The sequence below is a fragment of the Vibrio ostreae genome, from assembly GCF_019226825.1.
GTDB classification, from domain to species: Bacteria; Pseudomonadota; Gammaproteobacteria; order Enterobacterales; family Vibrionaceae; genus Vibrio; species Vibrio ostreae.
Genome location: NZ_CP076642.1, coordinates 1,104,194 through 1,119,704 on the forward strand (window position 1 = coordinate 1,104,194; position 15,511 = coordinate 1,119,704).

A 15,511-nucleotide genomic window follows, 5' to 3' on the forward strand; every position below is an offset into this window, starting at 1 on the left:
GTCATGCAACAGCATGACTTTTTTCATTTCTTTCTAGCGTTCGCGGCTTAACAGCAGTTTATTCTGATTATAAAAAGGCATCATCATGGACTATTTCAGCAGTACGGTACTTCTTGCTATGTTTCTTATCTTTGTCGGTTCGTTTGTGCAAACGGCGATTGGATTTGGCCTGGCGATTGTTGCTGCACCGCTGCTGATCATGGTGTCGCCTGACTATGTGCCAGCGCCGATTTGTCTGGTGGCACTGTTTATTTCGCTGTTGAGTGCATTCAAACATCGCAGCAATATTTCCATCGGCGGTCTGAAAATGGCGCTGATCGGTCGTATTCCGGGCTCGATTGCCGGCGGAATGCTGCTGGTGTGGGTCTCCACAGAAGTACTGACTTTATGGCTTGGACTGCTGGTACTGTTTGCGGTAGCGGTCAGCCTGCTGCCGTTTCGAATTGAGCCGACTCCGGCCAGGATGGGCGTTGCCGGTTTCTTCTCGGGCTTTTTTGGTACCAGCAGCGCGATTGGTGGTCCGCCGATGGCTTTGCTGTTGCAGCATCAGGAAGCCAATCAGTTGCGCGGCAACTTATCGGCCTTTTTTGTTTTCAGTTCCATCATCTCACTGTTGGTTCAGATCCCGACCGGCTTTCTGACCGTGCACCACTTACTGATCACGATTCCGCTTATCCCGTCAGCGTGGCTCGGTTACGTATTGGCGCGCAAAACGACTCAGACGCTGCCGAAAGAAAAAATCCGATCCGGCGCGCTGGTATTGTGTTTACTGAGTGGCTTGACCGCGCTGATGAAAGGCCTGATGTAAGTGTTTACTCTACGTGTACCTTCTGGCGTTCATCGTGTGTTAATCATACTCCCGGATAATCGATGACTCGCCTACAATGAAAAGACGAACAACAATCTTGATGACAGAGAGGTAAACAGTCAGTGCTGAGAGCAATTGGTAACATTATCTGGTTTTTATGCGGCGGCGTGGTGATGGGCCTGGCGTGGTGGTTTTTCGGCTTGCTGGCGTTTATCAGCATTATCGGAATCCCTTGGGGACGGGCCTGTTTTGTGATCGGGACCTTTTCCTTCTTCCCGTTCGGTCAGGAGGCGATTTCACGGCGTGAACTGAGTGGTGAATACGATATCGGTACCAGCGAATTTGGTGTGATTGGTAATGTGATTTGGTTTCTGCTGGCGGGGATCTGGCTGGCGCTGGGCCACCTGGCTTCAGCCGTGGCGTGTTTCATTACCATCATCGGTATTCCGTTTGCGCTGCAACATCTCAAACTGGCGGTGATTTCCCTGGCGCCGATTGGTCAGACGGTGGTGCCAAAAGAGGTCGCAATGCGCGCCAGATATGGTCAGCGCCGCTAACTCTCAGTGAGCGGATCGCTCAATAAGCGTGAATACCAAAAGTACGCAGCCGTGCAGGTAGAATATCGTCTAACTGCTGCACTTCATCTGGATCAATTTCAATCAGGTTGAATTGATGTTCAGTATATAAAGCGCGGGTTTGCTGGCGGTGTGTCTCCTCAGTGGGAGCGCCGTCGGAGCCCCAGTACTGGATGTACACCTTCCCGGCCGGCAGATAAAAGTCACTCATCACATTTTGTTCAATCGGCAGCGGGCGCTGATAGGCGTGCACTAAACCAGCCAGATAGAGCCAGTTGTCGATCAACAGCTCTCCGACCGAACGCACGTAATGGCCGTCCAGTGTGCGGTGTTTGGCTGCAAACTTGTGGCGAAAACTGGCGTACGATTGATCCGTCGCATGTTCATTGGCGTCCTGACCGAGAAATTCAATCACCGACTGGCGTAAATGCGGGTTGTGGCGGATAGAGTCGTGCCAGACGACAAACTTTTGCTCAGAACCTTTATCCTCTCTCTGCTGCGCTCCGACTCGTAAACCGGATGGTGTGGCAATCCAGCCGGCATCGTTTTTTGTCATCCAGCCCAGCTCACTGAACAGCTGATTGATTTTCTTCGGATTGAGTTTGAAATAGTCACCCACCTGCGTCGCGCTCATGGTTTGTCCGCTGGTGGCGCTCAGATCGATGAGCAAATTGTTCGGCCAGACGATAAAAGGTCCGAATTTAGGGTGCCGGGCGTACTCGCCACCGAATTTGGCGCCGAGGTCGGTTAAGATCCACTGATCTTCACAACGGTTGATGTAGCCGGCTTTTTTCAAATCGGCGAACAACTGCTTGGCATCGAGATTTCTCTGTTTCGCCAGCGCTGAAGTGGAAAGTTTGTCTGCCATAGAATCCGCCTTGCCTGATGTGTTGTTGTAAGTGTAACCCGCGTTGATTGCGCTCTCAGGTTAGTGTAGGAAAATTGTGAGCTGGTTGAATGATTTACATTGTAAACCAGCCTGTGCTGGCGCGAGGTGATTGTCGTTTGGCCGGGTTGATTGGTAGCATGGCGTTAGTGTGGTGAGAGGTACGCGGATGATCAAACGAGCAGGAAAAGTGATGTTACTGTTGTTGGCACTGGTGTCGGCCGCCGTCATGTGGCAGCAGGCGCAGCTTGCTGTGCTCGCCATGGCCCGCATGGACCCTCTGCCATACACTCGTCAATTGGTAGCCGCACAGCATTATGCAGAGGCTGCTGAGTATCTCGGCTTCTTTATGCAGTATGATTATGTCAGCTCCGATCCCCAAGCCCAGTCTCTGGCGGCCAGTATTGCAGATACCCGCAGTGAATGGCGCTATCAACTGGCGAAATTGCAGCAGGGATTAGTGGACGGAACCAGTGATGAAACCATTGGTCTGACCGCGGCGGTAGTGACGGATTTTCTTGTGATTGGTGATGTACGTGATTTGACCCGACAGGGATTGAATCTTGTTCGGGGCGAAGAAGTGGATGACACTCTGGTTGCACTGGCGTCGCTCGGACTGCTCGCCAGTGCCGCTCAAATCATGAGTGGTGTTGGTACGTTAGAAACCGCCGGCGCTGCGACTCCGGTGTTGCTGGCCAGCAGCGCCAGTAAAAGTGCGCTGGTCACACTCAAAGCGGCCAGAAAAGTAGGCAAATTACCGCCTTGGCTGGCTAAAACCCTGACCAGTGAAGCTAAACTGGCCCGGCAGTCAAAAAGCCTGGCTGGTGTTTCTGAGTTGTTGGGGGATGTCAGCGTGCTGGCCAATACAAGTGGTGGGCTGCGGCTGCTGAGTCGTACCGGTAATCAGGCCGAATTGAGCAGAATGGCTCGATTTGTGCAGACCTTCGGCGAGCACAGCGCCATGCTGTATCGCCTGGGTGGCGATGTGGCGCTGCAGATGGCCCATCGGGCGCCGCAACTGGGTAAAAGCACGATAATGCTGGCGGCGACATTCGGCCAGCGCGGGTTGAGAGTGCTGGATAATCTCGGTGCGGTCAGATTTACCAAGTATGTCAGCCGGGCAGCAAAACTCGCCTATAAAGGTGATTTGTTGCGGCTGCTGGCCAAATGGTTGCTGCAGTTACCACACTGGTTGCTCATGCTGTTTATCGTCCTGGCGGCTCTGATCTGGTTACCCTGGCACTGGTTTAAACGTCTTTGGGGGCGCAAAACGTTGTCTTGCTGAGTTTTTCATTCTAGAACGGCGGGATGTAATGAACATCCCGTGTTCCGTCTTATCATTCCTGTTTAACCCCATAAAATGCCAGTCAGGCATCGCAGTGCATGTCGCTGCGATGACCGCTCTGCACGCTCTGACTGCCAATCAATCGGTGGCTGATAAGCCTGCGCTGCGTCTGAGCAGGGCAGGGATAGACGGTTTGCTGGTGGTAGCAATAGTTTGCATCAGAGCAAAGCTGGGATTATGCACGCCGGCTACATTCAGTTCGTCCAGCATCAGCAGCCACAAACGCGCTGTCATTTGCGCATCCGCCAACGCACGGTGAAAGGTACCGTCATTTTCAATCTGCTTAAAGCGGACTAAATCGCCCAGTTTGTGGGTAGGTGCGTCTTGAATCAGGCGCCTGGCTATCAGCATTGAACAGGCAAATTGACCGCCATAGCGGGTATCAATCCGTTCCAGCTCTGCATCCAGAAAACGCTTATCAAAACTGGCGTTATGGGCTACCAGTGGACTGTCACCGATAAAGTCGGTGAATTCCGCCATCACTTCTGCTGCACTCTCTGCCTGGCTCAGCATGGCGTTACTGATACCGGTATAGCTTTCAATAAAGCCGCTGATCCGAACACCGGGGTTCATCAGGCGCTGGAATGTTGCGCTGATTTCACCATCCACCAGTTTCACTGCTCCAATTTCGATGGCGCGATCACCCATATTCGGTGAGAGGCCGGTGGTTTCAAAATCGAGCACGATAACGGAATGAGCAGGGTGAGACATGGTAAATATCCGGTCAGGAGAAAACCGCAAATTATACTGAATCACGCGCTGGTTGGCATTAGGTATTGCCGGCGACCCAATCCGATTTAACCATGTGTTGTACGCTATCTATATATTTGATAAGTCACATATGTCTAACTACACTCAATTCGAAAATAACGGCGAGTTTTTATACTAATTTTATTTCCTTGAAGGGGTTGGCATGCGAGTTCACTCAATTCGGTTGAAGATGATGATACCCATCTTAATTTTGGCGGTGTTGGTGTTGGCGGCGGTCGGCTTTATGCAGATCATCACTAAAATAGAAGAACGCGCGATGGATAAGCAGGCTAAGTCTTATTTTGAAGCGATCGCCACCGTGTTGAATGCTGACCGGGATATTTATCAGGCGCGGCTGGCCCAGGCGGAAATGTTATCCAATTATGGTAATCGCGCCGAGCAGCAAAAAGTGTTTGATGAGAATGCTCAGCAAGTTTTTGACCGCTTTCAGCGCTTTCGTCAATTACTCAAAGATGAACCGCAACTGATTGCGCCTTTTAGCAATTTTGAAGGCTTGTATCAGACCTGGATGGCAAGCAGCCATAGCCTCAACCAGATGTATACCACCAATCAGACTTTGATTGCTCAAATGGAGTCCATCGATCAAGACTTTTACTCGTTACGCCATTTACTCGATGTGGCTGAAAAAGAGCTCAGGGCTCACGCAGTTGCAACAGATGGTGCTGTCGTTGACTATGAGCTGATGAAGCGCTATCTGGAGGCCGTTGCCGAAGTGCTCAATGCTGACCGCGATCTTTATCAGGCGAGACTGGCTCAGCAGAAAGCGCTGACCCATATCGGAGATCAGGCTCAAAACCGTGAAGAATTTGAGCAGAATGCGTTAGAAGCAATGGGGCGGGTGCAATCTTACATGACATTGATGTCCAATGAGCCCGATTATGTCAGGCCGTATGCCCGGTTTAACGAGATTTTTGCTGCCTGGTTTAAGCGCAGCGAAGCCTTGCTTGATTCGAAAGTTTTGGCGTTATCGCCGGAGCATCAGGATATCCTGAGTCAGAGTGAGGAGAGTTTTGCTGCCATTCGTGATTTGCTGGACAGGGGCGGAGAAGCGGTTCGCCAGCACGCCCGTCTGATTGAACAGGAAACCGCACAGGAAGTGGCGAGTTACCAGCGTCTGGCGCTCATCATTGTTGCCGTTGGTTTTGTGATTGCGTTCGGGATTGGTTATTACATGCCCAAGCGCATCACCGAAAACGTCAACAGCGTATCACGGCGGATTAAGGAGATCTCTGAGGGAGACGGCGATCTGACTGCGCGGATCAATTCGCAATCCAAAGACGAACTGGGCGATCTGTCACGGGAATTCGATCAGTTTGTTATTAATCTGCAAGGGATCATGCGCATTATTCAGGAAAAAAGCGCGGCGGTGGGGGACTCGACCCATGAGCTGGAAAAAGTCGCTGATACCGTGAATCAGATTACCCCGGTGTTGGTTGACTCCAGTGATTCGATTGTCAGTGCGGCGAGCGAGATGTCGGCGTCCAATGAGCAGATGGCGAATGTGGCGTCTGAGACTTCCAATGAATCGAGCCATGCTACCGAGCATATTCAGCAGGGGCGGGGCGTGATCAGTTCATCGCACAAAAGTATTGACGAGCTGGTACGTAATATCGAAGTGACCATGAATAAAGCCCAGGATCTGGAGAACAATTCAGTGTCTATTTCATCGGTACTGGAGGTTATTCGCGGAATTGCTGAGCAAACCAATCTGCTCGCTCTGAATGCTGCGATTGAAGCGGCGCGTGCCGGTGAATACGGGCGGGGCTTTGCGGTGGTGGCGGATGAAGTTCGCGCCCTGGCCACGCAAACCGGTGAGAGCACCAACAAGATTGAAGAGATGATCAGCCACCTGACACACAGCGTCAATGAGGCTTTTACCAGCATTAAAATGAGTAAGGAAAATGCCAGCCAGACCGTCGATAGCTTTAACCAGGTTGTTGAGGTGTTTGATGCACTGAGCCGGTCGATGAACAATGTACGTGAATTGTCGGAACAGACTGCGTTGGCGACTCAGGAGCAGGCGACGGTATCGAATGACATCAACAAGAACATGATCGCCATGAAAGACCAGACCGATGGGGTTGACCAGGCGTCCAAACAGATTCATCGCCAGTTTAGAGCATTATCGAATTTGTACCGTGAACTGGATGAACAAGTGTCGAAATTCAGAGTGTAAACAGGATGAAGAGCGGATAGTGATGCGAAGCAGAACATGGCAGCAGCCAGCAAGGTAAGGCAGAATTCACGCTATACGAAAAACTAGACAGGAATGAAATAACGAACCTTGTAAACACGCCCGGACGCAAAGCATAAGTCCGGGCGCTTTTGTATCTTATTCCGGATAACAGGATATCAGGATGAGCGTTTGTCCGGATTAGGCGGTGTGACTTCGCTGTCCGGTTTATCAAAGTAGGCGGCGAAACCACTGCGGGTCGGTTTATACGGCCAGTAATGATGACCCACTCGGATCACCAGGGTTGCCAGCGCCAGAATCAACGCGGCCAGAGACAGCCAGACAATAAATACCCCATCAATCTCTTTCATCCCCAGAGTGATGTAACGAGCGATAGCCATGATCGCGATATAGATAGGGTAGCGAACCGGTATTTTACCGTGCGAGACAAACTGGTGCACCATGGTCAGCACTTCCAGATAGATAAACATCAGCAGAATATCGGTTAACAATACCGCCTGGGCAGTAAAGATATGCTTAAATTCATTGGCGATGGCGAATAACGTCGCCAGTGTTATCGCGACCAGTAAGACGGCCTCGATAATATGGTAAACCTTTAGAAACAGCTGGGTGAATTTTTTCGATAGTGACGATTCCATTGCTTTACATCCATATCATTAACATTAATGCCATAGTAAGAGGTCTGGGTTGGATTGGCGAGATTTATTGATAATTCAGCCGATGGATTAGGTTTTGGCCTGAGCAGGCTAGCGTACGGATATTGCAGCGCAGTGATCATACCGGTTGTGACTTCTTAGTGGATGGAATATTTTCTCGGCGGATGAAATTGCAGCAGTTAGTCAATCTAATTTTGCATGGCTTCAAATATAAATATTATTTTAAATCAAAAAATAGCCGCTGGAACAGGAGTAGGTTGGATGGGATTGGTTTATTTGAGGGAGTAAAGATGACCACATTCAAAGTATTTCTCAGAGATCTGCTGGGGTTAGTTTTGATTCTTTCTACGGTGCTGGCATTGTTTAGTCTGTTGTTGGATCTGACTGCGTTGTTTGCCTATCTTCATCATGATTCAGGCCATGCCTCATTACTATTGCATGAATCTTTCTATCTGTTGGTGTTTTTTATTCCGCCCTATTTCATCGGGAAATACATCAACCGGGCCGAAGTGGTGCAAGCGGTGGAAGATTTTCTGCTGATGAAAAGTAAGCAGTCATAATACCTTTCCTGCCGCGGACAATATGACCTTTGCTGTCGGGATCAAAGGTCATATTCAGAGGGCTTTACAGCCCCGGCAGATCTAACCTCAAGTACTGGTACTGACCGGATTCAAGGTAGGCCAGTTCTTCCTGATAGCCAGAACTAAGCAGGGGAAAACGCTTGTAGGTCTTCGGATCCAGGCTGTTGACTTCAATATGAAACCCCGGTGCCTGTCGGTCGCGTTTCCACTGATTGCGAAACAGCAATTTGAAAAACTTCACGGTGTAATCAGCCATCAGCGATTTGTCTATCGCGGTAAATTCTTCGGTCATTGTTTCAAAAGTATCACGGGGTGGCATCCCGGCTTCGAGGGTGAGAAATACCATGCGATCCAAGACATCAAACGGCATTAAGTCGTCCTCATCGCGCTGCTCTCCCGGGCGAAGCTCAGCGGTCGGACGCTGATTATTAATGTAGGACAAGGCACTGAGCTTCATGGTTTGACCATCCTGATAGCAGAAGCCGTGGCGCTCAAGCCACAACAGTAACTTGAGAATACGCGTCTTGGTGACGCCGCAGATGGGCGCCAGCACGCCTGATGAATCGCCATCCATGGTGCAGTAACCGACCGCGCCTTCAGACATATTGCTGGTGGTCAGCAGCAACTTGTTCTCGAGGTTGGCGATAAACCAGATGCTCGGAGAACGCACCCGTGCCTGAATATTTTGCAGGGCGATATCATGTTCCTCCCAGTTGAGATCCAGCGCAGTGGCTTTGGCTACCATAGCTTGGTAGTTATCGACTGCTGCACTGATATCCAGGCTGAGAAACTTTGCGCCAAAAGATTGTGCGACTTTCTGCGCCGCTTCCCGGGTAACCGGCCCGCTGTTGGCGCTGGCCTGATAAGCGGTGGTGAGCATATTGGCCATGATGGCGCGCGCGGTTTTCAGTACGACTTGCTGGCAATCTGCGCCCGTTGAGTACTTGTCAAATTCGCTGATGCGCTGGCTGGTGAGAAATTTACTCAGATGTGCTGGTAACCGACATTGGCTGCCTGCTGCGGTTTTCGCGATGCGTTCTCTTAGTTCAAACACCACGGAGCAGTACACACTACTGGCGACCAGGGCGGAATCGGCGCCGCCGCTGAGCGACAAGGCGTAACCGTCAGTGCCGGTTTTTTTCAGCCAGTCACGCAGGCCAAGGGAGATGGCTCGCAACGCTTCTTCATGTTCTTCGTGTTCGCTCTCCTCCCAGGGTTGGTTCAAGGGTGTCGGTGTCAGTTTGTGCATCAATTCGCTGTCGCTTAATCCAACCTCAATGGTCTGCTCGGAATCAAAATCATGCACCTCAAAGTAGCGCTGACTGTTACTGATCTGGCCAATACGGCTGCGTGACAAATCGACATCGGCACAGATGACTTCCACATCACTCATGTGCAGACGCTCTCCTTTGGCAACCAGCATTCCGTCGACCGCAATCATAGCCCCGCCATCGTAGATAGCTCGGCCTGATTCACAGCCGGACAGATTCGACAGCACGTAGCAAGCGGAGTAGACGCGGCTGGACTCTTCAACCAGGCGTTTACGGGTTCGAAACTTACCGATCGCGAAATGACTGGCGCTAGGATTGGCGATGACATCGACACCCTGGTTAAAAAAGCGCTCTGAAGTGCGGTTGGCAACCCAGGCATCTTCACAGATTTCAAACCCGATTTTTACCCCGTTGATTTGGTAAACCGGGTTGCCAATCGGTGTTGCTGTTTGCATCCCGTCGAGTTGCACTGCGCTGTTTTTGCTGCCGGTCCAGGGCGTGAACCAGCGCTGCTCATAGTGCAGGCCATTGGCTGCCAGATTGCGTTTTAACGACATGCCGTGAATGCCTTTGCGGGTCACCAGGGCGACCGCGTTATAAATGCGGTTGTTGATCATCACCGGCAGGCCGACGGAGACCGCCATACTGCGCGGGATGAAGCGGGCCAGAGCGCCGACACTTTTAAGGGCGCGCCGGGCGACATGCGGGCTGTGGAAGAAATCCTCACAGCCGTAACCGGATATCGACAGTTCAGGCGTGATCAGCAGCGTCGCACCGCTCTGATGGGCAAGTTCAATGGCTTGTTTTATGTTGGCCAGATTACCACTCCAGTCCATTGGAGTCTGGTTGAGAGAACAGGAACTGATGCGCAGTGTGGTCATAGTGAATCCTTTCTTGTTTCGCAATAAGGGCTTAGCGATAGCCTCTGCAAAGTGTATATGATGCAGACCGACGTTGCGCAGGCACTGATGTTATTTTGTGTCTTGCGCCAGCAACGGACGCAGGAAGCTACGTTCATAACTCAGTACGCAATCTGTCTGCTCGGCATACTCAAAAGCGGCCTGGCAGTCAGGATCGGCGACGGAGTCGTGACGATATTGTTCATAGGCGGCTAAGGACGGAAATGAGAACAGGGCCAGAGCAATATTGTTGGCGCCCTCGGCCGGTAGAAAGTAGCCATGGTGTGTGCCACCAAACTTCTCCACCAGCGGAATCCACATCCGCGCATACCGTTCAAATTGAGCGATTTTTTTCGGGTCGATAACGTATCTGACGTGACAGGTGATCACTGTGCCTCCTTGGTAAGTGCTTATTTGATAAGTAATGAAGTGCTTATCGGTTTACGTTTGGGCAATGGGGCGGAAATTCAAGCAATGCAGGGTGACAGCTAAGCGAGAGTCGCGCATAGGCCTGCCGGTTGCACCGGAGCTAACGACAGGACTCTTTTGCTCTTAGAAATCGACGCTGTTGGCCTCAGGAGAGAACTCGGTTTGCCTGAGCAGGGGAAAATCCTTGTGCTGGTTCAAGCGTCACTGGAGTTCGTCCTGCGCATGCGGTAGTATCGCCGGCCTTTTTGGTACAAGAGTAGGAGTTAGCAGATGTTCATAGGGTTTGACTACGGTACGGCCAACTGTTCGGTCGCCAGAATGCAGGGGACAGAGCCGGAACTGATCGCTGTGGAAGGTGACAGTCTCTATATCCCCTCAACCCTGGCGGCACCGACCCGGGATAGTGTCTCGGAACATCTGTTTCGCCATCGCCAGATTAAACCGCTGGATACGCTGGGTGAGCAGTTGCTGCGTCGTTCGGTAGCGGCTAACCGCGATGAAGATATCGACCTGCAGCCGGATGACCTGGTATTTGGTCAGGCTGCGTTGGATCTTTATCTGTCTGATCCGCATGAGGTTTACTACGTTAAATCGCCGAAATCTTTTCTGGGTGCGATGGGCCTGCATGATATCCAGCTGCGCTTTTTCGAAGACCTGGTCTGCGCCATGATGGACAACATCAAGCGCCAGGCTGAAATGCGCAGTGAGGCAGAAATCCGTGATGCTGTGATTGGCCGCCCGGTTAACTTCCATGGCCGCGGGGGGCAAGATTCTAACCGTCAGGCGGAAGAGATCCTGCGCCGAGCTGCTAAACGGGCAGGTTTCGGCAGTGTTGAATTCCAGTTTGAACCGGTGGCGGCAGGGCTGGAATATGAAGCGACTCTCAATGAAGACAAGACGGTACTGGTAGTCGATATTGGCGGTGGTACGACCGATTGCTCATTGATTCAGATGGGACCAACCTGGCGTGGTAAAGCAGATCGCACTGAGAGCCTGATTGCCCACAGCGGGCAGCGGGTTGGCGGGAACGATCTGGATATCCATCTGACCTTCAAGCAATTGATGGCGCCGTTTGGCTATGGCAGCCAGACACAATCCGGACTGGAAATGCCGATTACTCAGTTCTGGAATCCGATTGCGATTAATGATGTCAGCGCGCAGAGCAAATTCTTCGCCCGTGAAAATCTGGCTGATCTGAAACGTCTGCACAAAGAAGCGCGTGAGCCGGAGAAACTGGCCCGCCTGCTTGCGGTGTATCATGACACTCTGGGTTACAGCCTGGTGAAAAAAGGCGAAGAGGTCAAAATTGCTTTGTCAGAGCAGGCGAGTGTAACGGCACAGCTCAAGGTTCTTGCTGAGCAACTCGAGATAGAGGTGCAGCGCGATGCGATGATCGAAGCGATTGAAGCGCCGAAAAGTAAGATGATTGAATTGGTTAGCGAGGCGGTACAACAAGGCGGTGTCACGCCGGATGCCATCTTTATGACCGGTGGTTCTGCGCGGTCACCGATTCTGCGTGCCGGGGTTGAGCAAGTATTACCGACTGTGCCTGTGGTAAGTGGGAACTACTTTGGTTCGGTCACCGCAGGTTTAGCGCGCTGGGCGCAGGTATGTTTTGCCTGACTGTTACGATACCGTGTCGATATTAAGCCTTCTTCGGAAGGCTTTTTTGTATGCGGTGACATTCATATCTTATTGATATGCAGTCAGTTGATCTGATTGGACGCGCTATTTTTTACCCTGCTAAATACAGGGTCTTTTTCTATACTCAATACGGGGACAGGACATGCGGAGGTGAGTATGACTGTACATACCCGAATGGACCATTATTTAAAAGATCACCACATTCCGTATCGCAGGATTGTGCATCGCCATAGCAACAGTTCTCTGCACAGTGCTCATGCTGCTGCTGTTCAACCGATGCATCTGGCGAAAGGCGTGGTACTGGAAGATCATGATGGCAAACACTTAATGGCCATATTACCGGCGAATGCTAAAGTCAGTTTGTCGGTGCTGAACGACGAGTTCCAAGCCAAGTACCATTTGGTGAAGGAACGCGATATCTATCAGATGTTTGACGACTGCGATCGCGGCGCAGTGCCACCGCTGGGGAGTGCATACCACATGAATATGGTGTGTGATTCCTCGCTGATGGAACTGGATCATGTTTATCTGGAGTCCGGAGACCATGAGACCTTGATTCGCCTCGACAAAGACGCTTTCAACCAACTGATGGAGTTCAGCCACAGCCGAAAACTGCGTTTTGGTACCGAGCTTTTCCACTAACGGCTAGTTAAAATCAAACCGGGTCCTGGACCCGGTTTTTCTTTATCGCTCAGTCTGAGCCGCTGTAGCTGCACGCAGTGAACGGTGCGTGTCCTTATTAGGTTCGCAACGGAGGTGTAGGAGAGGAATAAAGTTTCATACTGAACAATCAAGAAGCCCTGCTGGTACCGTTTTAGATTAAACATGACTAAACAATAAAGATTCATACTAATTGCTACTACTACGCCCGAATCGAGCTACAGCCGAGTAGTAAAGTATCATACTCGTTGTAGCTTACTTCTGGACATTTCCGTTTTAGAAATATTGCTAACTTAACAAAGCATGAATTAATAAAAGTATGGAAAAAATCGCTTACGAGAGTGTTGAGTATGACTGGAGCAGAACAAGACGCTGGTACGGCTAAACTTGCACGCAGATTTATTTATATAGAGACATCGGGCTTATTCAATAATCGGGATCAAGCACTGGCTACGTAGCGTTTAATCCTTATTATTTGTTTATGCCAAAACTCGCTCAATTCTAGTTATCTTTTGAATAGTAAAACGAAGTGTCGTTAAACAATGAAATAGACCTGTAATATCCAAATTTGAAAGAGCATCATTTTCATAAGCGTAACGCGCTTCCACAAACAACTTATCGTAAGGCTTGACAAGTTGTACCAACTCGGAGAATGAATATTCTATTGCTCCCTCAGCATGTAAAGATTCTATGTTGTCTATAACTTCATCGCCAACATTAAGGAGTAATGAGCTTAAATAATGACCTGTTGTTAAGGGTTTTTCAGTAACTCTTCCACCATACACGCCATTTCCAAAATTTTTATAATCTTTGATAATTGAACGGACACACAGTGATTTAATATACAATTCGATAGCGAGTGCAGCATTGGTGATCATAGGAAGTAAAACGCCGGACATTGGCGGTAACTGCCTCAAAAACTCAGCACCGTCGTAAAACTGTTCAGCCGAATCGAGTACACTGCTATTTGGTATTTCGATTCTTTCATATTGATACGCTTTATTGTTCATAGACTCCTACCATATATGTGAGGAACGCAATACAGAAGCTCCCGCATACCACCTTAATCACTAAGTGCAACGCATAGTAAAAATGCCATGCGTTGCTAATCACTCTTAAAATAGTTTGTTATGCGCTTACTCGCTGCCATCTCTAAACTTCCGTTTTATAGGTGAAAGTGCACGTTGTGTTGGCAATACCGGTTACACCGTTGTATTCATGAGCCGTAATATTAACGGCGTTCCAAGCTACAGGTTCATACTTGTTAGCGACTGAGTTCAAGACATCCGCGCACTCTTGATAGTCAGCTTGAGTATCCGGAAGGAAGCGATGAACACTTCGAAAAGCTACGACGATAAGCCCCTGTTCAGTTTGTTTGGAACTATATTCTGAAGGTGCGTCATACGTTATTGGCCCTACATGATTTACTAACTTTAATGTTGGAGCAACACAGCCAGAGAGTGGCAGGATTAAACATAACGGTAACAACGATTTTAGGTTCTTCATACTCTTATCATAATAACATTTTAGTTCGACGAATTATCCAACAGTTGCATATAAAAAACACTGTCTGAAGTCATTATTCGGGCATATTTTTCCTTGGCGCATAGCCCAATTAAGGGGGAACAATGCTACCACCCAACCTAAAGCATTGTACCGTAGACACTAAAATTGAAGTAGAAGCAAAAATGCCAAGCGTTGAGAATCCCTCTTAAATTGCTTGTTATGAGGCAACTTGAAGCGACAAAGAAAGGAAGTTTTCATCGCATTCAGTCACCTTATAGCCGAGAGATTTGTAAAACCTTACCGCTGACTTATTTCTAGTGAAGCTTGATAAGGTTACGTGACTACGCCCTTGATCTCGCGCTCTTTTGTGAATCATATTCATGACGCTTTCACCCAATTTTTGATTTTGAAATTCTGGGAACACAATGAGTAAATGTACATGAAGTGCATTATCGTAAGGCTTGAAGCATAGCATTCCAACTCGCGTCTCATGCAGGTAAACCCAGTGAAACCAATGCGGCTCATAGTCACTTTGTAAACGATTTACCTGAAACTCATCACACCAACCAAAGACGGCATCAACATGCGAATAAAGTCCCTGTTTCACAACAGAAAACAGACTTTCAAATTCATCACTTTCTATTTGTATTAGTTGAATATCCATATGCCTCATAACGCCCAATTAAGGTGTGAGGCACGCAATACCGATGTTGCCGCATACCACCTTAACCATTAAAGCCAATGCATACTAAAAATGCCACGCGTGCCGAATCACTCTTAAATTGTTTGTTAGGTCCGTAGCTTAATCTTGCACCAATCTGACCCATTTTGCCCGCCATGCCTGTGCTTCCATTGGGTCTGGCCAGAACTCTTTTTGCTTACTTATCAATCCATTTTCAACGGTATGAAAAGTTATAGCTCGTGCTTTTTGGACGCTATCTGTAATTGATACATCAGTGACAACTGTTTCACCATCGCAAACTACAGAGTGAATTGTAAACTCCCAAATACCATTCGCTGGGTAATAGGAATTGATAGCCGTAAAGTTGTCTCGGCCAATAATGAGTTCACCAGACTGCGGCCAGAAACCCTCAAAGCCAGGGCTAAGCCACTCGCTTGCTTTAGCAAAGTCGTTTGTTTTCATCGCATCCCAAAAAGCTAGGACGACTTCCTTTGAGTTCATGATTTTCTCCAAGCACCTAACGCCGCATTCTTACGAATCCCCTCATAATTTCTATATAAAACAATGAGTAGACGCGCATCGCTCATTCTGATCTAATGAATTT

The 15,511-nt window shown here is 49.4% G+C and carries 15 protein-coding genes; 7 read left to right on the forward strand and 8 right to left on the reverse strand.

The features are described 5' to 3' along the window. Positions 1-85 precede the first annotated feature (85 nt). Together KNV97_RS04740 and KNV97_RS04745 are read left to right on the forward strand one after the other, a co-directional pair. The gene (locus KNV97_RS04740) at positions 86-808 is read left to right on the forward strand and encodes a sulfite exporter TauE/SafE family protein (protein WP_136486972.1); all 723 of its coding nucleotides are present in this window, start codon (positions 86-88) and stop codon (positions 806-808) included. A 122-nt stretch (positions 809-930) separates the two neighbouring features. Then, positions 931-1,365 (forward strand): YccF domain-containing protein, encoded by a 435-nt coding sequence (locus tag KNV97_RS04745; RefSeq protein WP_136486973.1) that lies wholly within the window; start codon positions 931-933, stop codon positions 1,363-1,365. A 19-nt stretch (positions 1,366-1,384) separates the two neighbouring features. Here KNV97_RS04745 and KNV97_RS04750 read toward each other — a convergent pair whose 3' ends face one another. Beyond that, the gene (locus tag KNV97_RS04750; RefSeq protein ID WP_136486974.1) at positions 1,385-2,251 is read right to left on the reverse strand and encodes a glycerol kinase; all 867 of its coding nucleotides are present in this window, start codon (positions 2,249-2,251) and stop codon (positions 1,385-1,387) included. A gap of 187 nt (positions 2,252-2,438) precedes the next feature. Here KNV97_RS04750 and KNV97_RS04755 point away from each other — a divergent pair, with 187 nt between their 5' ends. Continuing rightward, positions 2,439-3,554, forward strand: coding sequence for a hypothetical protein (locus KNV97_RS04755; RefSeq protein ID WP_136486975.1), 1,116 nt, complete (start codon positions 2,439-2,441; stop codon positions 3,552-3,554). A gap of 138 nt (positions 3,555-3,692) precedes the next feature. On the opposite strand, the gene KNV97_RS04760 is transcribed toward KNV97_RS04755, so the two are convergent. Further along, positions 3,693-4,325, reverse strand: a complete 633-nt coding sequence (locus KNV97_RS04760) for a 3'-5' exonuclease (RefSeq protein WP_136486976.1) — start codon at positions 4,323-4,325, stop codon at positions 3,693-3,695. A gap of 229 nt (positions 4,326-4,554) precedes the next feature. On the opposite strand from KNV97_RS04760, the gene KNV97_RS04765 reads away from it, so the two are divergent. Next, positions 4,555-6,561 carry a methyl-accepting chemotaxis protein gene (locus tag KNV97_RS04765; protein ID WP_136486977.1) on the forward strand — a complete coding sequence of 669 codons (2,007 nt, stop codon included), beginning with the start codon at positions 4,555-4,557 and terminating at the stop codon, positions 6,559-6,561. Positions 6,562-6,737: 176 nt separating this feature from the next. On the opposite strand, the gene KNV97_RS04770 is transcribed toward KNV97_RS04765, so the two are convergent. After that, the gene (locus tag KNV97_RS04770; protein ID WP_136486978.1) at positions 6,738-7,217 is read right to left on the reverse strand and encodes a phosphate-starvation-inducible protein PsiE; all 480 of its coding nucleotides are present in this window, start codon (positions 7,215-7,217) and stop codon (positions 6,738-6,740) included. Positions 7,218-7,525: 308 nt separating this feature from the next. On the opposite strand from KNV97_RS04770, the gene KNV97_RS04775 reads away from it, so the two are divergent. After that, positions 7,526-7,795 carry a D-fructose-6-phosphate amidotransferase gene (locus KNV97_RS04775; RefSeq protein ID WP_136486979.1) on the forward strand — a complete coding sequence of 90 codons (270 nt, stop codon included), beginning with the start codon at positions 7,526-7,528 and terminating at the stop codon, positions 7,793-7,795. Positions 7,796-7,859: 64 nt separating this feature from the next. On the opposite strand, the gene nadE is transcribed toward KNV97_RS04775, so the two are convergent. Together nadE and KNV97_RS04785 are read right to left on the reverse strand one after the other, a co-directional pair. Beyond that, on the reverse strand, positions 7,860-9,968 hold the full coding sequence (nadE, locus tag KNV97_RS04780; RefSeq protein WP_218561659.1) for an NAD(+) synthase: 2,109 nt from the start codon (positions 9,966-9,968) through the stop codon (positions 7,860-7,862). Positions 9,969-10,058: 90 nt separating this feature from the next. Next, positions 10,059-10,376: an NIPSNAP family protein gene (locus tag KNV97_RS04785; RefSeq protein WP_136486983.1), complete on the reverse strand. Its 318-nt coding sequence runs from the start codon at positions 10,374-10,376 to the stop codon at positions 10,059-10,061. 309 nt (positions 10,377-10,685) lie between these two features. Between KNV97_RS04785 and yegD the strand changes: the two genes are divergently transcribed. Together yegD and KNV97_RS04795 are read left to right on the forward strand one after the other, a co-directional pair. After that, positions 10,686-12,038 (forward strand): molecular chaperone, encoded by a 1,353-nt coding sequence (gene yegD, locus KNV97_RS04790; RefSeq protein WP_218561660.1) that lies wholly within the window; start codon positions 10,686-10,688, stop codon positions 12,036-12,038. Between the two features lie 177 nt (positions 12,039-12,215). After that, the gene (locus KNV97_RS04795; RefSeq protein WP_136486987.1) at positions 12,216-12,701 is read left to right on the forward strand and encodes an aminoacyl-tRNA deacylase; all 486 of its coding nucleotides are present in this window, start codon (positions 12,216-12,218) and stop codon (positions 12,699-12,701) included. 497 nt (positions 12,702-13,198) lie between these two features. Here KNV97_RS04795 and KNV97_RS04800 read toward each other — a convergent pair whose 3' ends face one another. From KNV97_RS04800 to KNV97_RS04820, 3 genes are all read right to left on the reverse strand, one after another. Beyond that, entirely contained in the window at positions 13,199-13,729 is a 531-nt protein-coding gene (locus KNV97_RS04800; protein WP_136486989.1) for a hypothetical protein, read from the reverse strand. A 713-nt stretch (positions 13,730-14,442) separates the two neighbouring features. Next, on the reverse strand, positions 14,443-14,898 hold the full coding sequence (locus KNV97_RS04810; RefSeq protein WP_218561662.1) for a GNAT family N-acetyltransferase: 456 nt from the start codon (positions 14,896-14,898) through the stop codon (positions 14,443-14,445). Positions 14,899-15,027: 129 nt separating this feature from the next. After that, positions 15,028-15,408: a nuclear transport factor 2 family protein gene (locus KNV97_RS04820; RefSeq protein ID WP_168797044.1), complete on the reverse strand. Its 381-nt coding sequence runs from the start codon at positions 15,406-15,408 to the stop codon at positions 15,028-15,030. Between the last annotated feature and the right edge of the window lie 103 nt (positions 15,409-15,511).